The sequence below is a fragment of the Coleofasciculus chthonoplastes PCC 7420 genome (assembly GCF_000155555.1).
GTDB lineage: Bacteria > Cyanobacteriota > Cyanobacteriia > Cyanobacteriales > Coleofasciculaceae > Coleofasciculus > Coleofasciculus chthonoplastes_A.
In genome coordinates this window covers 202,419-223,441 of record NZ_DS989855.1, presented here as the reverse complement: position 1 = coordinate 223,441, position 21,023 = coordinate 202,419, and the positions used below count along the sequence as shown (strand labels likewise).

Annotated in this window: 18 protein-coding genes; 10 read left to right on the top strand and 8 right to left on the bottom strand. The window is 43.5% G+C overall.

Annotated elements, in window-relative coordinates:
- The first annotated feature begins 5 nt into the window (after nt 1–5).
- The 4 genes from MC7420_RS21030 (at nt 6) to MC7420_RS21015 (ending at nt 4,431) form a co-directional block, all read left to right on the top strand.
- Entirely contained in the window at nt 6–443 is a 438-nt protein-coding gene (locus tag MC7420_RS21030) for a hypothetical protein (RefSeq protein ID WP_044208640.1), read from the top strand.
- A complete protein-coding gene (locus tag MC7420_RS21025) occupies nt 440–3,208 on the top strand; it encodes a KGGVGR-motif variant AAA ATPase (protein WP_006102694.1) in 2,769 nt (922 codons plus the stop codon). Before MC7420_RS21030 ends, MC7420_RS21025 begins: the two co-directional genes overlap by 4 nt.
- Before the next feature lie 472 nt (nt 3,209–3,680).
- The gene (locus MC7420_RS21020; protein WP_232231752.1) at nt 3,681–3,875 is read left to right on the top strand and encodes a helix-turn-helix transcriptional regulator; all 195 of its coding nucleotides are present in this window, start codon (nt 3,681–3,683) and stop codon (nt 3,873–3,875) included.
- Nucleotides 3,876–3,924: 49 nt separating this feature from the next.
- A complete protein-coding gene (locus MC7420_RS21015) occupies nt 3,925–4,431 on the top strand; it encodes a Uma2 family endonuclease (protein WP_006102786.1) in 507 nt (168 codons plus the stop codon).
- 458 nt (nt 4,432–4,889) lie between these two features.
- Here MC7420_RS21015 and MC7420_RS21010 read toward each other — a convergent pair whose 3' ends face one another.
- On the bottom strand, nt 4,890–6,611 hold the full coding sequence (locus MC7420_RS21010) for an alpha-glucosidase family protein (RefSeq protein ID WP_006102772.1): 1,722 nt from the start codon (nt 6,609–6,611) through the stop codon (nt 4,890–4,892).
- A gap of 712 nt (nt 6,612–7,323) precedes the next feature.
- Here MC7420_RS21010 and MC7420_RS21005 point away from each other — a divergent pair.
- The gene (locus MC7420_RS21005) at nt 7,324–8,157 is read left to right on the top strand and encodes a CheR family methyltransferase (protein ID WP_006102776.1); all 834 of its coding nucleotides are present in this window, start codon (nt 7,324–7,326) and stop codon (nt 8,155–8,157) included.
- A gap of 306 nt (nt 8,158–8,463) precedes the next feature.
- Nucleotides 8,464–8,934: a regulatory protein RecX gene (locus MC7420_RS21000; RefSeq protein ID WP_006102717.1), complete on the top strand. Its 471-nt coding sequence runs from the start codon at nt 8,464–8,466 to the stop codon at nt 8,932–8,934.
- Nucleotides 8,935–9,164: 230 nt separating this feature from the next.
- On the opposite strand, the gene MC7420_RS20995 is transcribed toward MC7420_RS21000, so the two are convergent.
- Nucleotides 9,165–10,052, bottom strand: coding sequence for a glycoside hydrolase family 15 protein (locus MC7420_RS20995; protein ID WP_006102597.1), 888 nt, complete (start codon nt 10,050–10,052; stop codon nt 9,165–9,167).
- A 105-nt stretch (nt 10,053–10,157) separates the two neighbouring features.
- On the opposite strand from MC7420_RS20995, the gene MC7420_RS20990 reads away from it, so the two are divergent.
- The 3 genes from MC7420_RS20990 (at nt 10,158) to MC7420_RS20980 (ending at nt 12,335) form a co-directional block, all read left to right on the top strand.
- Entirely contained in the window at nt 10,158–10,616 is a 459-nt protein-coding gene (locus MC7420_RS20990) for a GatB/YqeY domain-containing protein (RefSeq protein WP_006102779.1), read from the top strand.
- Between the two features lie 100 nt (nt 10,617–10,716).
- Nucleotides 10,717–11,343: an alpha/beta fold hydrolase gene (locus MC7420_RS20985; protein ID WP_006102693.1), complete on the top strand. Its 627-nt coding sequence runs from the start codon at nt 10,717–10,719 to the stop codon at nt 11,341–11,343.
- 86 nt (nt 11,344–11,429) lie between these two features.
- Nucleotides 11,430–12,335, top strand: a complete 906-nt coding sequence (locus tag MC7420_RS20980) for an alpha/beta fold hydrolase (protein WP_006102700.1) — start codon at nt 11,430–11,432, stop codon at nt 12,333–12,335.
- 38 nt (nt 12,336–12,373) lie between these two features.
- Here MC7420_RS20980 and MC7420_RS20975 read toward each other — a convergent pair whose 3' ends face one another.
- The 4 genes from MC7420_RS20975 to bicA form a co-directional block, all read right to left on the bottom strand.
- A complete protein-coding gene (locus MC7420_RS20975; RefSeq protein WP_006102820.1) occupies nt 12,374–13,087 on the bottom strand; it encodes a hypothetical protein in 714 nt (237 codons plus the stop codon).
- Nucleotides 13,087–14,319 (bottom strand): RNA-directed DNA polymerase, encoded by a 1,233-nt coding sequence (locus tag MC7420_RS41700; RefSeq protein ID WP_006102701.1) that lies wholly within the window; start codon nt 14,317–14,319, stop codon nt 13,087–13,089. Before MC7420_RS41700 ends, MC7420_RS20975 begins: the two co-directional genes overlap by 1 nt.
- A gap of 225 nt (nt 14,320–14,544) precedes the next feature.
- Nucleotides 14,545–15,933: a cation:proton antiporter gene (locus tag MC7420_RS20965; protein WP_157453260.1), complete on the bottom strand. Its 1,389-nt coding sequence runs from the start codon at nt 15,931–15,933 to the stop codon at nt 14,545–14,547.
- 366 nt (nt 15,934–16,299) lie between these two features.
- Nucleotides 16,300–18,048, bottom strand: coding sequence for a bicarbonate transporter BicA (gene bicA / locus MC7420_RS20960; RefSeq protein ID WP_006102720.1), 1,749 nt, complete (start codon nt 18,046–18,048; stop codon nt 16,300–16,302).
- A 321-nt stretch (nt 18,049–18,369) separates the two neighbouring features.
- On the opposite strand from bicA, the gene folB reads away from it, so the two are divergent.
- On the top strand, nt 18,370–18,732 hold the full coding sequence (gene folB / locus MC7420_RS20955; RefSeq protein WP_044208635.1) for a dihydroneopterin aldolase: 363 nt from the start codon (nt 18,370–18,372) through the stop codon (nt 18,730–18,732).
- Nucleotides 18,733–18,821: 89 nt separating this feature from the next.
- On the opposite strand, the gene MC7420_RS20950 is transcribed toward folB, so the two are convergent.
- Complete coding sequence (locus tag MC7420_RS20950) at nt 18,822–19,073, bottom strand: hypothetical protein (RefSeq protein ID WP_198016515.1); 252 nt, start codon at nt 19,071–19,073, stop codon at nt 18,822–18,824.
- A 194-nt stretch (nt 19,074–19,267) separates the two neighbouring features.
- Entirely contained in the window at nt 19,268–21,022 is a 1,755-nt protein-coding gene (gene ftsY / locus MC7420_RS20945; protein WP_006102813.1) for a signal recognition particle-docking protein FtsY, read from the bottom strand.
- Between the last annotated feature and the right edge of the window lies 1 nt (nt 21,023).

Sequence of the window (21,023 nt, the reverse complement as noted above, 5' to 3'; positions counted from 1 at the left end):
GTAACGTGATCCAATTTACACGCCGAGAAATAGAAAAAGCTTGGCGAGAAAACCTATCGGCTTCGTCCAGCAAAACCCCCAGAACCAATCCTCATCGTCTGCTATTGTTTTACGCGGTTGAGTGTGGACTCAAGGCAATTCTGATGCGCCGACGCCAGAGAGACTGTACTGATGCCAGTATTGCTGAATTTGGGCATGACATCAATCGGTTACTAGATACGTTGGGAGTCAAGGGGAGTTTGAGGCTACCTGTTCAGATTCGGCTAAAAGATATTAAAATTCAAGGCTCTCCTCAACAAAGAAACTTGACATCCGATCAAATTAACCAACTCTGGAGATATGGTCATAGTTTTGAAAACAATGCTCAAATCCAAGATAAAGATTTAGAATTAATGCTGTTTCAGATAGCTGAGTGGATTAAAGGAGAATTAAGAAATACATGAAAGCGATGAGACTCTTGACCTGGTTGGATGTGCGACGAGTTATTCGTCGAGAAACAAACTATGGAAGCAAACTGCCAGAGGGAATTGTCAGAATTAATAGTTTTTCTGATGCTATAGAAATTGGCTTATGGTCTGAGGATTATCTAGATAATGCCAAGCAAGCTCTCAAAGAATGGTTTGGAGATTGGTATCAACAAGACGATGATTTAATTCAACTGGATTTGGGTGAGGAAATTTTACCTGTAGAGTTTATTCAGGAGGAAGAAAGTGGCGATACCGATATTCCGATTCGCCCCTTCTGGGAAGAAGTAGCTTACTTGCAAAATAATGGTGAGCCAGAGACTGAAGTTCCAAAAAATCTCCATATTCCAGAAGCCTATCCCAGTACAAGCCCACAATTAGTTGCCTTTTATTCTTTTAAAGGAGGGGTAGGCAGAACCTTGCACTTAGCCGCCCATCTTTTTGCTTTACTTGAGCGAGCCAGAGAACTCAATCAAGCTAAAACATTTTTAGTCGTCGATGCTGATTTAGAAGCACCGGGTTTAACCTACTGGAATCGCGCTGAAAAACAACAACCTACGGTTTCTTTCATTAATTTTCTGGAGGCTTATCATGCTTCAGCTCTGGAACCAGAGCGAGTGCTTTCCTTTTTTGCGAAAGAGCTAAAAAAATCTCCTAAACGGGATGGTAAATCGACAACTTATTTTCTTCCAGCTTGTCTGGGCGATCGCGAATTACTCGATACACCTATTCTACCCGAACATTTAGTCAGAACTATCGATGGAGCATGGGAATTTGGCAATGCTTTATCTCAATTAGGTCGGGCTGTAAATGCAGATTATGTACTCATTGACCTGCGTTCGGGCTTAAGTGAAATTTCCAGTCCGATTATTTTTGATCCGAGAATTCAACGGTTTATCGTAACCACAATTAATGATCAATCAGTCAATGGTTCGAGTTTAGTCTTGCAGCAGTTAAGTCACACCGCTCCTCCGGAGACAGATGTTGAAGAGGAAAACTACTATGATCCTCTAGTATTGATTACTCTGCTCACACCCGAACTTAAATCACTTCCTGCTTTTGACGAAGCTTTATCTAGATTTCAGGCGGCTTATGTTCAGTCTCAAGGTGATATTTATCAAACTCGTTTAAACATCAAGGAAACTGATTTTACCCAGGAATTACTTTATTTGAATAATTGGGAGGATGCTCGTTCAAAACTTAGCCCTACTTCAGTCATGAAAGTGGCTCAGGAGTGGGCAGAGAGTCAGTTAATCAAACCGAAAGAACAGCGCTCAGATTTACCAACAACTCAGAACTCTGATCCCTTGGCAGCAGTGCGTCGTCTCCGAGATGTGTGTCAGCAGTATGAATATGCTGAAAGTGGACAGGGAGAGGACTTGTTAGTCACTGAACCGTTGAAAAACTTAGCCACGACTTTTCGGGATGAGTTACCGCGTGTCGTTTCAATTGGCTCCAAAGGTTCAGGTAAAACGTTTAACTATATTCAGTTGTCCCGTTTAAAATATTGGGAGAACTTTATTCAGCGGGTTTTGGGTGAAACAAATGAGTCAGCGGAGAAAACTTATATATTTCCTATGCTGCAATCACTGAATCTTCGAGATAATGCCATTAAAATTATTCAAGAGGCAAGAAATGAAGTGATATCTGCTTCAGGTAATAGTTTTTCAGAGTTTTCTCAGTCAGAATATAACGATAAGATTGAATCAGCACTTGCCAACCCAAACTGGGGTAAGCAGGAATGGACACAATTTTGGATTAAAGAGATTGCCAGAATTGTCGGTCTTGATCCAGAAACAAAGGACTATTGGAGTTTTAATGATGTTAACAATAACCTGAAGCAGAAATCATTGCGGGTAATCTTTTTATTTGATGGACTAGAAGATATTTTTTCTGACGCATCTTCTAGTTCAATCCAGCAAGCCGCGATTGAGTCTCTGATTCGTCTACCAGCCCGGTTATCAGAAATTAGAAAAAATAACTTAGGCTTAATTATTTTTATCCGGCGTGATTTTGTCCGTTACGCCATCACCCAGAATTTATCTCAATTTGAAAATCTCTACGGGTCTTATGATTTATATTGGGATGCTGATTCTTTTATGAATCTAGTTTTTTGGGTTTGCAGTCAAGCGCAAGTCATCGATGCCGATGAATCAGAACTAGATAGCATGACTCGCGAACATCTCATTGAAAAACTGGAAAATTTATGGGGCAAAAAGCTGGGTTCTGATAAGTCAAAAGAAGCTTATACACCGAATTGGGTATTTGCTGCTCTGACTGATTTTAAGGGAAGGCTACAAGCTAGAGATATTGTGCGCTTCTTATATCATGCTGCTGATGAAACCATAGAAAATGCCAAAGAAGTTCAATTTGAAAAGTGGTCTACCAGCCGTCTCTTACCACCCCAAGCGATTCGTCGTGCTTTGGAACCTTGTAGTAAGAAGAAAGTAAAAGAAGCCAAAGAGGAATATCCTGCCTTTAGAACATGGGTTGATACTCTCCAGTTTAAAGATCCAAAAGAAATGCGAATCCCATTCACCTTAGATAATTTTGAGATCGAACCCTCAACGTTAAGTATGCTGGAAGAAATCGGAGTGGTTTATGAAGACAGAGCTAAAGATGATACGCCGCGATATTATATGCCAGAAATTTTTCGAGCAGGTTTAGATTTCACCTTAGATAAAGGAGCGCGTCCTCGGGTTGTGGTATTGAAGCGCAAGGCTTTAGGATCGGGGATTATTTAATTCTAGTTGTGTAGAGACGTTGTCTGCTACATTTCTATAGTAATAGTAACTGTAGGGTGGGCAAGATGAATCAATTTATTTTTGCAGCTTTTCAACGTAGGAAATTCTTGCCCACCTTACCTAAAACGGTAACAGAAGCAAGTAGGTTGGGTTGAGGAACGAAACCCAACTCCCTTAGTTAACTTGAATATTTTGTGCTATCCCTTGTATGAGGGAGCCAGAGCCAGCGCGGAAACTTGGTCGGTCGAGGCGCTGGCTTCTGATGCGGTATAGACTCACTGTCGTAATTGACAAGAACGGGTGAACAAGGTGAGACACTGAGGAAAGAACGGGTAACTCAGAAGGTCTAGGGGCGATTGCTTTCCGAGTCGTCTGCTCTTTAGTGTATCTCTTGTTTTTACCGTTTTATCTATACCATATAGTAATTACCGTTCAGTATATAATGACTGAAGCAAGTAATCAAGTAACTTTGATGGAATTGCGAAACCGTGCTGGCTTAACTCGCCGACAAGTAGCGATGGAGTTGGGAGTGACGGAAAAAACAATCTACGTGTGGGAGACGAGTTCAAATCCACCTCGCTTGACGGTGGCTCAGGTTCAGCGCTTGATCGAGATGTTGAATTGTTCTATGGCGGAACTGGTTGAAGCGACAGAAAATCGCTCCTAGATTAAGTTATCTGTCAATTGTAATTGTTACACAAGGAAAGTAAGCAGATATGGTGACTATTCCTGTTGGACAACAAGTTTTCTCCTTGGAAGACTATATGCAAAATCCTCCCGATCGCATGGAGTGGATTAATGGTAAACTTGTTGAGAAAAATGGCATGACGTTTAAGCACAGTGTCACTCAATCCAGATTAGATTATTACTGGAGAAGTTATAAAATCTCCAGTGAGAAAGGGGGAGAGGTATTGACAGAAGCCCCCTGTCGTACTAACAAGCAAGGGCGGCGTCCCGATGTTGCTTATATCACTCGCGAATTGCTTGAAGAGTATGGTGAGTTTGAGGTACTTCCTGTCAGTTTTCCGTTAATTGCTGAAGTGGCTTCCCCGACTGACTTAGTTGAGGATTTTTGGGCAAAGGCGACTGAGTATTTGGAGTCAGGTTGTCAGGAAGTTTGGTTAGTTTTACCAGAGAATCGCTTAATATTTGTGCTGACTCAAACTCAAAAGTTATGGTTTGGTAAGGGTGAGGTCGCCAGGACACAGGAGGTATTACAATGATTTAGTGTAGCAGTGGATGAATTATTGGATTGATATTATGTTTGTCTAAACAGTTATTATTTCTATACCTTGCATCCCTACTCTTTGCCTTGTGCCCTTTGTCTTGTCCCTACCAAAACGGGGGTAGTCAGTTTTTCGGCGTTGGTAAGGGCGCACATCTATGCGCCCCTACTTTGTTTCCCTTTTGTAGGTAAGGTTTTTTAATCTCTGTTGGGTAACGCTTACGCTCTACCCAATCTACTATAGCGCTACGCGCCAGGGAATAGGCAATAGGCAACACCTCGACTTACCTCGACTTCGCTCGGTACAAGTCGCTCAGGGTCAAGCGATTTGAATTTTTCTGGATATGTCCTAACCTTAGTGCGTAGTGCTATATAACTTGGTCAAAACGTATTTCTGAATAAAAAGGGAGAATCTCCACGAATCCTCCCTTTGTTATCGCCATTGGCAATTAAACGCTATTCAGTTTCCGGCGAATAATTCCCAAAATAAACGCCATAGCCGGGAATTTCTACCACCCCGTTATACCGTCGGTTGATAAAATCAGACTCATCGGCTCGATAACAGTTGGGGTAGGGCGATAAATCATAATGCACAGGTATTGGACTTAAATTAAACAGACAAATCAGGTTTTGTTCATCACATTGGCGAGTAAACCCGAGTAACGGTTCCTCTGTATCCAATAGGGTTAAATCCCCCTTCAGTAACGCTGGCTGTTTCTTGCGCCAATGAATCAAACGGCGATATTTATTCAGCAGAGACATCCGTTCGTGATCCTGTTGATCAATCGCTTGGTCGCGATGTTCATCGGGAATGGGTAGCCAGGGTTCTTCTGCTGTGGTAAAGCCAGCATTAGGCGCATCTTTGTGCCAAGGGAGAGGGGTGCGTGACCCATCTCGACCCAAAATTGACGGATACCCGGCGAGTCCAAAGGGGTCTTGCATTTTTTCAAAGGGAATCGTGGCTTGGGTTAAGCCAAGTTCATCCCCTTGATAAATACAGCACCCTCCCCGCAAGGAAAGCTGGAGCGCGATAAATAGATGGTCAAAGACGGCGTGGGTAAATTTATCATCAATCAGAAACTTCAACCAGCGACTTTTCAGTCGGGGAAAATCATGGGTTCCTCCTGTCCAGCAGATGACGCCCTCTTGGAAATGGCTTTCTACCTGCTCAATCATGTCCCGCACTCGCTGATAACTCAACGGTTCATCGTGCATCAAGGCTGAGTTATAGGCAGTATGTAAGCGTTTCTCTCCTTTAACATATTCACTGGACGTAACCACCGTATCTTCAGCCGAACTAATTTCAGCTAACGTCATGGTTCCGGGATATTGATCCATCAATTCCCGAATTGGTTCGAGAAATTCTAAGGTTTCCGGTTGGCAGAAATTATATTTATTCCATTGGGAGAAAAAGGGATCGTGGGCATCTGCCCCGGCTGGACGTTTCCTATTTTTGGGTCGGGGTGGATTATCCCGTAATTGGCGGTCATGGGCAAAGAAGTTCACCACATCTAGACGGAATCCATCGACCCCCATATCTAACCAAAACCGGGCTACATCCAGAATGGCTTGTCTAACTTCCGGGTTATACCAGTTTAAATCCGGCTGTTCGGCGAGGAAGTTGTGCAGGTAATACTGTTCCCGTTTCGGGTCCCATGTCCACGCACTTCCGCCAAAGGTGGAAAGCCAGTTTGTGGGGGGTGTTCCATCGGGTTTGGCATCCGCCCAGACATACCAGTCGGCTTTGGGATTGTCGTGACTACTGCGACTCTCTAGAAACCAAGGGTGTTCGTTTGAGGTATGGTTCCAGACTTGATCAATGAGTACCTTTAACCCCAAATCATGTGCCTTATTCAGGAGATGCTGGAAATCTTCCATCGTGCCGAACATGGGTTCGATCGCACGATAGTCAGAAATATCATAACCAAAGTCCTTCATCGGGGACTTGAAAAACGGGGAAATCCAAACGGCATCAACGCGAAGGGAGGCGATATAGTCTAATTTTTGCATGATCCCCTTCAGATCACCGATACCGTCGCCGTTACTATCCATGAAGCTGCGGGGATAGACCTGATAGATAACGGCACTACGCCACCACTCATGGGATTTTTGATTGGGTTCCGGTTTTTTAACCGGGTCTGTGGTAGATGTGGGGTTGAGGGTGGATTGTTCACTCATACGCGATTAATTTTATTGTTACCTCTTGTGGCTGATAGCTTACATCTTTTAAAAGCTCTACATATAGCGTGGCATAAATTTTTGGTGATTGGAGTAAATAGGCGAAAAATAAACGCGGTCGCTATGTAAGCTGTTATCCCCAGATTGGCGTAGTTTCCGCACTAATTACCTGGACTTAAATTCTAACAAGCGTCAAATTTTACTGTTCCCCTTCCCGTTCCCTTCAAGCCAGATCCCCGACTTCTTAGAGAAGTCGGGGATCTAGGATACCAGCGCTGTAATCTGAAGTTCTCCCAACCCAAAAAAACTGCTTTCCGCCGTTTTTGACGCGCCCTACTTATGTATAATCGATGAAACCTTGATTTAGCAGTGGTTTCAGCCGATAAGATTTTCTATTGCAAAGATAGCGCGATACGTTCCTTCTTCAGCAGGCTCCGCCAAAGTGGTATTTGGGCAAGGGCTACTTATATTCCCTATTCACTATTCACTATTCACTGTTCACTGTTCACTGTTCACTGTTTACTGTTCCCTCCCCTCACCACAAAACTCCCTGCAGCAGAGCCTAAGTACATTGCTTGAACAAAACTGGAGATATCGCTAGACTCAAATCTAGTGAAGGTTATCGGACATTCTTGAGTGCGCCATCGGCAAATCTTGTTTGGCAAGTCTCAAGGGAGGCAAAATACTCCAGTTTATTGGTGGGAGACAGCTTATGTCCGCAGCAGAGTGGGAATTGGAAACGTTATTAGAGCATCTCAAGTACAGCCGTGGCTGCGACTTGACCGGGTACAAGCGTTCCAGCTTAGAGCGCCGATTCCATGTTCGGATGCGGCAGTTAAAAATTGACAGCTATGCAGACTACTTGCACTATTTGCAGCGCCATTCGCAGGAATATATCCCTCTATTAAACACGGTCTTAATTAACCTGACCAGCTTTTTTCGCGATCGCGCCTCCTGGGAGTACCTAGCCAACGAACTCATCCCCAAAATCATCGCCAGCAAACAGCCCGATGAATCGATTCGAGTGTGGAGTGCCGCCTGTGCGTCTGGGCAGGAAGTCTATAGCCTCATTATCCTATTTGCGGAAGTGTTGGGCATCGAATCCTGTTTACAGCGCCTTCAATTTATTGCCACCGATTGGGATAAGGATGCTCTCTCGCAAGCCCGAAACGGCACGTATAAACCGAGAGACGTCAGCGAAATTACTGCTGATCTGCTGGAGAAATACTTTGAGCAAACCGAACAAGGCGATTATAGCTTTCATCGACAACTTTACCGCACGATCATCTTCGCTCGTCACAACCTGGTAGAGGATGCTCCCATGTCTAAAATCGATTTGCTGGTATGCCGCAATGCCCTAATGTACTTCAAATCAGACATTCAAATAACCATTCTGATTCGCTTTCATTTTGGACTCAAAAATAACGGCTTTCTCTTCTTAGGTCAGCCAGAGATGGTCATGACTCGCAGACCAATGATTTGTTTGACAGAAGCCCCCCCGAACAAATGTACTATAAAAGAGGGTTTGGTGACAAATGGCAAATGATAATTCCTACCGTTAACTTTAATTGCCCCCACCTACTTAGGGCTTGCTGCACAACCCCAAAACCCTTATCTATCAAGGCTTTGAGTAGCATGGACATTGGCTCATCTTCAAGAACATAAGGTAAAACCCTTTCATACCCTTGCACCGCTATCAGGGAAAATGTATCATTGCTCCCCCTGCTCCCTCTGCTTCCCCAGCTCCCTACCCCACTACAAGACTTATTCAGCAACCCCTACTTATGAAAGGGGTTTCCCTAATCTCAGCCGTTAACTTTAATTGTGTCCACCCATTTAATCCTGACAATCAATGAATTGTATTGACTATTTCTGTAAACTTTTAGCCCGTCGAGAATATAGTGTTTTTGAACTCACTCAAAAAGCACAAGCTAAAGGCTTTGATGCCCAGGATATTACTGAATCTATTGAGAATCTGCAACGCCTTAATTATCAATCGGATACTCGTTTTGTCGAAAGCATGATCACGTCCTATCGAGGCAAATATGGCAAAATAGTCATTAAACGTAAATGCCGAGATAAGGGAATTGATTCGGATTTTTTTGAACAAATTTGGCAGTCTCAAACCGAGGAGGAGGAGGAAGAAGGGGTAGAACTGGATGGTTTAAAAGCTAAGGTGGTGCGAAAGTATAAAATTACTGATTTTCATGATATTGATCCGAAAACAAAGCGGAAACTATGGAATTATCTTCAGTATCGTGGGTTTAATCCGGGTGACGTGTTAACCCAGTGGCAGAGGGAACAAGATGAAGATGTTGATTAAAATAAACGATTTAATTAATCAATAGTAAGTAGTCGGAAAAAACAAAACGGTACTGTATGAATCTTTGTAAATTCCCCTGACCCTCTTACTGTTCCCTGATCCTTCCTAATCTCAACCGTTAACTTTAATTTTTCACACCGACTGATAAACTCGTCTCCATCATATTCAGCGCCACAGCTAAATTCGCTTGTGTCCAAAGTAATGGTGTGGCATCACTAGGAACATAGGAGTCATCTTCTCGATGATATGGTTATCTTTTCCAGTAATACCAAGTTGCAGTCTAAGGTAGAATCTGTCATGCTTGCTGTGTCTTCGGGAACCAATTGTAACGGGTAAATCAGGAACAATAATGCTGTATCATATGGTCGATTCTTTTTCGGTTCCGGTTGGATGCATTCGGCAGGTAAAATCGTTTCTAGGGTTGATTCTCCCTGGGCGATTAGCTCAGTTAAAAAAGATGGGGAGAAAGCGCGATCGCACTCCTGTATCTCAGACCACTTTTCTCTTTGATTGAGCAGGGTTTGCAGGGCTTTTAACCCCGCCACAACTCCGCCAACACTAGACGCTTCTAGTTTGCGCGTTTCCTCCCAATGACCACTATCTTCATCTTGCCAATAGCGAATCGCTTGAAAGTAATGGGGAAATAATGTCAAAACAGCGAAGTCATCAGCTTCAGGATTCAGGAGTCCCTGAGTTGCCAATTGACAGTAAAACCATAAGAAAAATCCCAAAGCATCATTTTGCGCGTGCGCCCATTTTTGATTGATTTCCGCCAAATTTTTACCATCAAACCGAACATGAGGTCGCTCCATCACATTCTGGGGGTCAGCTTCGCCCTCAATAATCTTGATAAAACGCCATCGATACTTATTGAAATAGCTGATCAGCGCCTTAACGGTTTTCAGCGCAATTTTAACCTCTCCCATAACATAATGAGCGTGAGCAATATAGAGATTATCTCGTACCCAGACACTGGTATAGTCGGTGTATTCGGTGTCACTTTTTAATAGAGCCGCCGCAAATAAGCCATTCTCTAGTGAGGGAAACTGAAATGTGCCTTGGTTTTTGAGAAACTCGAATAACTGCTGAATATCTGACACACTATAGTTAGCTTGCATGAATTCAGTGCTGTTCAACTTAAACTTAAAATCCTAATGAGCCAATCCCGTTGATCGCCCGGTTTACTCTTTATAATTTAATCAGTTGTTTCCTCAATCGTCATAATGAGCCTCAAAGACCGCATCTCTGAAGATATCAAAGTCGCGATGAAGGCGAAAGATAAAATTCGGCTGGAAACGGTTCGCAGTATCAAAAAGCTGATCCTAGAAAAAGAGGTCAGCTTGCGCCCTCAAGGACAAGAGACGCTCACCGAAACTCAGGAACTTGAACTCTTAGCGCAACTTGCCAAACAGCGTCGGGATTCAATGGAACAGTATCGTAACGCTGGACGGGAAGACTTGGCGGAACAAGAAGCCAAAGAGTTAGCCATACTTGAAGAATATCTCCCCGCCCCACTATCCGATCAGGAAATTGAAGCGGTACTGGATGAAATTATTACCCAAACTGGCGCAAGTTCGATGAAAGACATGGGGAAAGTCATGGGACTCGCCATGGACAAACTCAAAGGGCGTGCTGAAGGTCGTAAGATTCAAGCCATGGTTAAAGCTAAGCTAAGTGGATAAGTTGTCATTTGTCATTTGTCATTTGTCAGGGAACAGAGAAGTAGCATACTGAGTTTCTACACCTTCCCATCACCCCATCTCCCTCCATCGGACTATCACGATGAAAGAAACCCCAGATTACATTCTATTTGCTCAACACGGCTGGGCAGATACAGAAGCCGCGATCGCGGAAATGGCGCAAACTCTGGCGACTCCCCAGACGCTGGTGATTACCCCCAATCTGGGTTGGTGGAAAACCTGGTGGCGAATTAAGCCGTTAATCAAGCAGGTGGAGGGAATTGCTACGGAAATAATTGCCAAGTATCCCCAAACCCCGATCCGGATTATTGGTTATTCCCTTGGCGGATTAATCTGGGTAGAACTTCTCAAACAACATCCCGAATGGTGGTCTCAAGTGGAGTCCTTTGTTCTCGTGGCTTCTCCTATTGGCGGGGTGGATTTAGCCCGAAATTTTACATTTTTGGGAATGGGTGTGGGGATAGCTGGGGCAATGCTTGAAAATCGCCGCCAGATGGCGGAATCCATTGCTAAAGTGATTCCCACATTAGTGATTGCGGGCGATATTGGTGGCGGAACAGATGGTGCAGTGACTCTAGACGAAACCAAGGTTCCTGGTGCAAACTTTTTTTATTTGCCCACATTATCTCATCCCACCCTAAAAAATCATCCGGCTGTAGCGGAAGTGATTCGCGACTTTTGGCAAAATCCAGTAATAATTGATGGTTGATTTGTTATTGGTCTTTCGTCATTTGTCATTCGTCCTTTGCAAATTCTCTTCCTCATCTCCTCCATCTTCCTCATCTAACTATCACGATGCCAAAAACCCCAGATTTTATTCTATTTGCCCAACACGGCTGGGCGGATACCCACCACGCGATCGCAGCCTTAGCCAAAACTTTAGCCACTCCCCAGTCTCACTTGGTTACACCCAATCTCGGTTGGTTAAAAACCTGGTGGCGCATTGAACCCTTAATTCTACAGGTCGAAGGAATAGCCACTGAAACCATTCGCCAGTATCCGAATACTCCGATCCGAATTATCGGTCATTCCATGGGCGGTTTAATTTGGCTAGAAATTCTCAATCAACATCCCGAATGGTGGTCTCAGATAGAATCATTTGTACTGGTTGCATCCCCCATTGGCGGGTCAGATTTAGCGCGATTAATCGACCCCTTTAGTGTTGGTATCGGTATGGCTGGTGCCCTAGGTATCAATCGCCGCCAGATTGCTCAATCCATCGCCAAAAAGATTCCTACGTTAGTCATTGCTGGTGATATAGATGGGGGTAGCGATAGAACAATTACCGTTGAATCAACCAAGTTTTCCCATGGTAAGTTTGTGAGTATCCCCAATTTAGCCCATGCCCAACTCAAAAATCATCCCACAGTCATCGGAATTATCCGGGAATTTTGGGCAAATCCGACAATAACTAACCCTTACCCCCTAGATTTTACCGCTCAGTTAATTGAACGCTTGCAGTCAGTACCCGGAATGACAGATGCTCATCCGCGAGACTTTGCCCGGAGTCAACCCCACATCACCTTTGCTAACGGATTCACGATTCGCATCTGGACAAGTCCGTTACACGTTGACCATATCTTTGTGGCGAATCCTGAAAGGGAGTGTTTTTACAGCGGCTTCGTTGGCTGGAGGCATCGTGCGGCGTTACATCAAGTATTAGCTGAAATTAGAGAGGCTGAAGTTCCCCCCAAGACATAATAAACTGTTTGTATAAATTGTGGAGTTGTTTCAAGATGTTACTGATTTAAATTACTATCTATGCCAGTAGGTTGCAGATTAATTATACTAAGCTTTCTTATATACACTGGATCTGTAATAACTTGGGAAACCAACTTATCTCTGAATTCTTTCCGGATTAAGACACATAACCTTGAGTTATTCAAAATATTAATTGACATTAAAAATTTGTGTAGAGGATATACACCACCATTTCTTGTAGATAGATATAAATTCATATCTTGAGGAATTCTTTGGTAAGACATGATAATTTCCAAATTTTTTAATATTCTTATCGCATCTGCATGACCAACTTCAAAAATAATCCTATCAATTCTGCTGTAATTATCTGTATTCCATTTAAACAGAGGCATGAGTGCTGCAACTTGTCTGGCTAGAAAACCTGACTGCTTCCAAATAAGTGAATGCCTCTCTACTGAAGAAAATAACTCTTCTTCTGAGCCATACTTAGCCAACATCCAAATACTAGCAACAAAATGAACAGATGAATAACCGGCTAGTTGAGTTGCTAACTCAACTATTTCGTTTACACTTTCATATTGCCAATCAATTTCCCATTCAACCAATAATTTTGAAAAAGCAAATACACTTACATCTCCAATACAATGACCACTTCTTAAAAATGAAATTAAACTATTAAACCGCATCGGGGTATACCCAAGGTCTTTATAGTATCGAATAATACTATCTCTTAAATCTGGATAGTCCTTCATTAAATCAGGTATATAGCAATCCTAAATTGATTGTGGCAATTTTCAAAACTGAAACCCTTGCTATACCTTGATTTCAAGCCGTCTACTTGTTGCATCCTATTTAGGATTGCTATATAAGGTTCTAAGAAGCTATCCTTGGCTTTGGAAGCAATTGTAAAATAACGTTTATAGACTTTATCCCACCTACCCTCTCTAGATTTTTCGAGAAAATCCCCAAATCTTGATTTAATCTTTTGCTTCTCATATTTTATAGACCGACCATCCCTTATTTTCCTGTCAAGTCTTTTTGACATTATTGTTAAATATCTATTTTCATCGGGTAAAAAATAATCTTTTGCTTTTGATGACGATAATATTTTAGTTTTTCCCATATTTAGGCGAAGCCCTCTTGTTAGCAAAATTTCGTCAAGATCTCGGAGAATTTTTTTTGCCTTTACAATATCATTAACCCCAAAATCGATATCATCCATCCAGCGAACAAAATTATTGTTTGTTTCTTTACTTAAATACTCATCTATCTCAAAAAGAAATGAATGAGCAAGCAATCTAGGAGCATCAAATTCTACTTGAGGAAGTCCTAGTCCTGATAATGGCAAATAGTCTGGTCTCCATACAAAAGCCTCAAGCATAAAAAACAAAAAATCTAAAAATCCTTCATCAAATTTTTCGTAACTGGATATAACATTACGCAGAATGCTAAAGGATATATTGTCGTAATAGTTGGCTATATCAGTAACTACAACATACTTGAATTCTGCTGAAAATTCATAAATTCTTTTTTGAAATTGAGGCCACAGTTCCCACCATGGATAAGGAAAAGATTCATCTATATCAGCCTCTGATTTTGGTTTAGTATGACTTCTGCTATAAAAAGCTCTATTAGATGGTTGAGCATCTTTTATAGATGGTTCAAGCTTGTTTACTAAAGTTTGTAATACCACCGCATCATCAGCACTAGGTAATTGAAGATGTCTACATACTCCGTACTTCTTTTCTCTCCTAATAACATACGAATTATTAGGTCTATAATCACCTTTAACTACTTGATCGCGAATAATGACAATAAGTCTGTCTTTGTTAACATGAAAATCATAATAGTCATATAAGTCTAATATTGACTGATTTCTTAAACCATTTCTAACTTGCTTCCAGGCTTTTTTCATGGTTGGAATCTGAAAGCAATTATCTAAAGTTAAACTTCTATTCTTAAATCTTGGAGTATTAACAGACATAGAATTGATTATTCAGATAAGTAAGTAGAATCCATAAGTGTGTTTTTTGTTGATTTCCACACTTCTAAGTAGTCAATAGTTAGTTTATAACTTTTCTTAAACATCCACATGAATCAAGTCTTCTTTTTAGCATTGGGTTTAAACCCAATGCTGTTTAATGCTTTGAGCAAAAAAACCCCCGCTGTAAAGCCGAGGGATTCCATATCTTTAGTCTAATTCAATACTCTATCCCAACAAATCTGCTTGTTCCAGAGCTTCTTTAGACTCTTCAACTTCCGCCGCCTCTGGTGAACCTTTAAACGCCACTCGCAAGAAAGGTGGCGCTAAGAATGTCGTCAGAATCACCATAATGATAATCGCTGCTTCTAAAGGCTTACTCAAAACCCCACTAGCTGAACCAATTCCCGCAAACACCAATCCCACTTCACCACGAGGAATCATACCAACCCCAATCGCCAAGCGGTTAATTTGAGGTTGACCAATAAATGTCCAACCTGTAACCAATTTTCCGATAATCGCTACCCCAATTAAGAAAACAGCAATCACTAATCCTTCCCGATTTTCCGGAACCGCAGGATTGAGAACACCTAAATCTGCTTTCGCACCCACAGCCACAAAGAAAATGGGGACTAAAATATCGGCAATGGGAACCACTTGCTTATCCAATTCTTTGCGTTTATCCGTTTCATCCAAAACCAATCCCGCTGCAAATGCTCCTAAAATCGCTTCTAATTGGATTACATTCGCTAAGAACGCCATTAAAAACGCAAAGGTAAACGCAGGAATAACCAATTGTCCTCGCGTTTGTAACTTATCCGCGATCGCCACAAAGGAGCGGTTGAAAAATTTACCCAGGAAAATAGAACCGAGGAGGAAAACAGTCGCACTAATAATCAGATAGATAACGTTGAAAACGTCAACTTCACCTGTTTTAGCCAGACTAGCAACCACGGCTAAGACGATGATACCCAAGACATCATCAATAACCGCTGCCCCGACAATAATTTGACCTTCTTTTGATTTGAGACGCCCTAATTCCGAGAGAACTTTAGACGTAATCCCAATACTGGTGGCGGTTAACGCTGCACCTGCAAAAATTGCCGGAATCGCGGCAACATTAAAGAAAAACATTAACCCGGCTGTACCCGCTGCAAAGGGGGCGACGACTCCCACCACCGCCACAATTGCCGCTTGATAACCGACTTCTTTGAGATCCCGTAGATCCGATTCTAAGCCAATCTCAAATAAGAGGATGATTACCCCGATTTCAGCTAAAACCGAGACGACTTCACTCTGGGTTTCAAAGACATTGACAACAGCCTCTGGGCTTAAATCACCAATCCATTGCAGCAGCTTCATCAGTAGCGAATCAGCCGCAACTGCGCCACTTTCGGGGAAAACAAGCAGATGCAATGCTGAAGCACCCACAACAACACCGCCGACTAATTCACCTAAAACTGGCGGTAAATCAACTGCCTTGGATAACTCTCCGCCCAGTTTACTGGCAAGATAAATGATAACTAAACTGAGCAACACACCAGCGAGTACAATTGACCCATTTTCTGGCGCTGTTGCTAATATGGGAATTGGTTGTATCAGGTCGGAAAAAATCATGGTCTGCATCTATTGTTTATTTTCAAGTCTGTGAGATTGATTGATGAGTTACCTTTGAGGTTGAGTGACACTCAAATATATTTAGCCCCTCCATAGAGTGCGCTGAGATAAAAGGAATACCTATCGCACAACCCTAACGTGATCAATTTATTGGCAGATCATCTAGCTCGGTTTTTGGGTACAGACCTATCCTTATCGGTCTAGACAAAGGTTTGCATCTGGTTAATTGGCAAAAACAAACCTTATTTTACTAAGTTTAAGTTGTACTATAATTATAAGTCTTTATGGCAAAATTAAGAAAATTTACAGATTTAATATTCTTAATAATTATCCCAATCCTTTCTTATCATCCCTAATTAGAACCGGCTAGTTGCTGATGGCAACATCATCGGATTGAGTGGGATAAGCAGTAGACAATATACCATTTGCTGGAAGTTCATATCTCTTGACCACAGCAACGGCTTGCCGCAATGCTTCTGTCCGATCAACGTGCAAATTATGGGCAGGTAACATTGACAGAATGCCCAATTTTTCCAGGCGTCGTTTAATCTGACCCGTAGCACCAACAATGAAGACTTGACGACCTTTATCAATAGCTTCTTGGATGGAATTTTCAATCGCCAACGAAGAGGTAACACCCAAGTGTGGAACATCACTTAAGTCTACAATCAGGACATCATGATCTGCCATCGCATTTTGCTGACGGGAGATTGCCTTGGATACCCCAAAGATCATCGGTCCACTTAGGTGGAACAATAGGATGCGACCATCAGTTTGATCAATCAGTTCTTTCTCTTCAGGGGTCATCTGGATAGCATCATCGGCATCCGTAATCGTCTTAACATCCTTGGCTTGAAGTTTGGAGAGACGTTCAATGGTCAATAGATTAGCAACGAATACACCAACGCCAACAGCAACAATCAAGTCAACAAATACAGTCAGGATGATCACGCCATACATAATCATGGCGCCCTTAATCGAAACCTTATGCGCTCGCTTCAGGAAACCCCAGTCGATAATATCTATACCAACCTTGAGGGCAATTCCAGCCAGAACCGCCATCGGAATCCAAGCCGTTAGACTAGCAGCACCTAAAATGACGACTAGCAAGATTAAGGCACGAGTTAAACCTGATATGGCAGTTCTAGCACCAGTTTGGATATTCACCACAGTTCCCATGGTTGCACCAGCGCCAGCGATACCGCCACATAATCCGGATGCTAAGTTTCCTAACCCTTGACCAATTAATTCTTTGTTCGAGTTATGCTGACTACGAGTTAAGCTATCGGCAACAACGGAAGTGAGTAGAGCGTCAATACAACCGAGCATCGCCAAAACCAAGGCATTAATGAGCATGGTTTGGAATTCTGCCGCGCTAAAAGTTGGAACCTGTAAAGTAGGTAAAGCTTGAGGGATTTCACCAATGCGGCGAATATCGCCCATCTCAGGGAACACAACCAATGCTACTACCGTTCCGATCACCAGCGCGATTAACTGGGGCGGTGGGAAAAACTTCTTAACATTAGACGGCGCAGATTGCAATAAAAATGGCTGTACTACCAGAATCGTAACCGTCAAAACCGCCAGAGCCGTTTCACCGGGCTGGATATCGCGTATAAGATCAGGTATGTCTTGGATTGTACCCAGGATGCCACCGGAAGGACTATCCTGTCCCAGAAATGGTGCAAGTTGCAGGATGACCAGGATAAATCCAATCCCAGACATAAATCCAGATACTACGGTGTAGGGCATCAGGGTAACGTATCGACCCAACCGCAATGTACCCATAATAATCTGGAATACCCCTGCCATCATGACTACAGTAAATGCCATAGCCATACCCTTTTCTGTACCCGCCGTCGCCGTCAGGTTAGCGATAACGGCAGTCATGACCACGGTCATTGGACCTGTGGGTTCAGAAATGAGAGTGGGTGTACCACCAAATAGGGCAGCAAAGAAGCCAACTAAAACTGCACCCCAAAGACCTGCTAAAGCGCCAGCACCAGAGGCAACACCGAAAGCCAGTGCCATGGGGAGGGCGATAATCGCAGCAGTAATCCCCCCGAATATGTCACCTTGCAGGTTTCTAAAATGTATACGATTCGTGATTCGCATTAGACTCGGAGGAGTGAGAGAACGACGGTACACTCAGAAAGCGTCAAGTCTTTGGAACACTATCTCATAATTTCCGCGAAGAGTTAAGGTTTGTAACGCTTCCTAATATTTCTTCAATTAGATTAACTGACGATGCTCCATTCTTTGCATTTGGATTTTCAATAGAAAGCATAGAGAGAATGCTTATAGCTGGGGAAGCTGGGGGAGTCGTGAGTTAACTGCTCTACGTTACACTGTTCCCTGTTCCCTGTTCCCTAACAAATGACAAATGACAAATGACGATCACCGCCGTTAACTTTAATTGTCCCTACCTACTTATCTATGGATTGCATACAGGTCAATAAAATTCGGTCTTATGGCTATACAGGTTATCTGCCAGAAGAGCGGGTACTTGGACAATGGTTTGAAGTGGATCTGACGTTATGGTTAGATTTAGCTCCCGCCGGTGAGAGTGACGACATAAAAGACACTCTGGATTACCGCCAAGCCATTGACACGGTTAAGCAACTGATCGCCAACTCTAAGGTTTCCTTAGTGGAAAAATTAGCCAGCGCGATCGCAGATGCTCTGTTAAAGCTCGATAGAGTCGAGCGAGTACAAGTGCGGCTGAGTAAACCTGCTGCTCCTATCCCTGACTTTGGCGGCACAATTACAATTGATATCACTAGACCGGGTGTGGGGTGACCAGGTGCGGAGTTTCGGGTGTCGGGTGAGTAGCAGAAAATCCTTCGAGGTTGAGAAATTAGGACGCCTCACCATGCCCCCTTTCAACGTTACGCGATCGCTAAATCCGTCTCAGTCGGCTTCCGTGGATGAACGCCTTGCTCCACCTGCATCCATTCCTGAAACACGTCTTCAATAAATATTCGTTTCTTCTTCCCCCTCTCATTGACTACCTGTACTTCAACTTTGAGAGTGGGTAAATACACACCATCTACAATTTGATGCCCATAAGCGACAACTTTACCCACGTTCCCAGTTGAACGATGATGGGCATAGTCGCCAATGTTTAGCATGATATTCATAGTTCCCACAAGCATTCGCTAAATGGACAATGCATACCATAGCAACAGATTCAAGTTATTGCAATACTTCTTAATCTTACGCAGCTATTGTTACATCACTTCATGTTTCTCTCATTTTTCTGTCATTTGTCATTTGTCATTTGTCATTTAGAATACCCAGGAGCAAATCACGAATCCAAAGCTTGCCAGTCTGATTATCCACTCAATAACGCTTCCACAAACTCATAACTTGAGAAGGGACGTAAATCTTCAATCCCTTCTCCAGCACCGACAAACCGAATCGGCAATCCCAATTGCTGCACGATCGCCAAAGCCACACCGCCTTTAGCCGTACCATCCAACTTAGTCAACACCACACCACTCAATTTTGCCGCTTCCGAGAACACCTCAGCTTGACGCAAACCATTTTGACCGAGGGTAGCATCCAATACCAGCAACGATTCCACCTTCGCCTCAGGTGCTTTTTTGTCAATAATCCGGCGAATTTTCGCCAATTCCTCCATCAGATTTTTCTTATTTTGCAAACGCCCTGCGGTGTCTACCAAAAGCAATTCCGTATTTCGGGCTTGAGCGGCTGTGATTGAATCAAATACCACAGCGGCTGGATCAGTATTCTTGCCCGGATTAGCAATCACCTCTGTGCTACTGCGTTCTCCCCAAATCTTCACCTGTTCCACCGCCGCCGCCCGGAAGGTATCGGCAGCACCAATCAAACACTTGTAATCCGATTTATTGGCTAAGTGAGCCAGTTTGCCAATCGTGGTGGTTTTTCCCGCACCATTTACCCCAGTCATCAACCAGATATTCAGGGTGTCTTTTTCCGGGAAAAAAGTGGAACCGTAAGACTCGCGACAGGGTTTATCCAGTAAATCCCGGAGAATTTGTTTCAAATAGGCGATCGCCTGTTCAGGAGGCAAAACTTCCTGGCGCATTCTAGCTTGCAGGGTTTCAATAATGTAATCCGTTGCCTCGATACCCACATCGGCTTGCAACAGCAACGCCTCAATTTCCATCACGGCGTCTTGGTTCAACGGACCTTGACCGACAATAGACTTGAGTTGATTGACTAAGCCGCGACGAGTTTTGCCCAATCCAGAACGAAGCTGTTTTAGCCAGCTAATTTCCTCAGCGGAGACATCCTCAGGGGTACGCCCTTGATCGGCTAAGACTTTGGCTGACCATAAAAATTCTTCATCCAAGGCGATATCCGCCTCGGCTTCGGGTTGGGTTGTGGGTGGCGCGACAGATTCTGGTTCTGGCGTCTCAATTGCCGTTGCTTCAAGCCGTTTAAGTCGTTCTTCCCGTTCGGATTTCCTTGCCCAAATCGGCACAGTTGCTGATTCTTCAGCCGCCCCAGGTTCAGGTTCCTCTGTGTCAGTTTCCACGTCGGCTATGGTATCTGAAGCCGTTGGAGCCTCCGTTTCTTCAGGTTCTACTTGTTCGGTGTCGGTTTCCGCCTCAGTTACAACCGGAGATTCTGGGGAGGTGGCTGTACTACTCTGATCAACTCTAACTTCTGCTTCCTCTGCTTCCTCTGCTTCCTCTGCTTCCTCTGCTTCCTCTGCTTCCACCGTTTCCTCTGCTTCCACCGTTTCCTCTGCTTCCTCTGCTTCCTCTGCTTCCACCGTTTCCGGGGCAGTTTCTGTGGCTTCTGTACTCTCTGTTAGTTCAGCCTGGGCAGATTCAGCCGTGTCAGGTTGTACCTCTGGCGCTTCAGTTTCAGCTTCTGAGGGCGCTGACTCCTGCTTTTGCAGGTTTGTATAAGCAGCTTTTGCCCAACTCAGATAATCGTCAGCAACTGTTGATGATTGCTCCTGAGTAGCAGACTCACTCTCCGATTTCGGCGATTCAACCGGGGGAGTGGTTGACTGCTGTTCTTGCTTCTCTTCTTTCTCCTCGGAAGAGGCTGCACTTTTACCAACTTGGCGGCGGAACCAATTAAATACCATT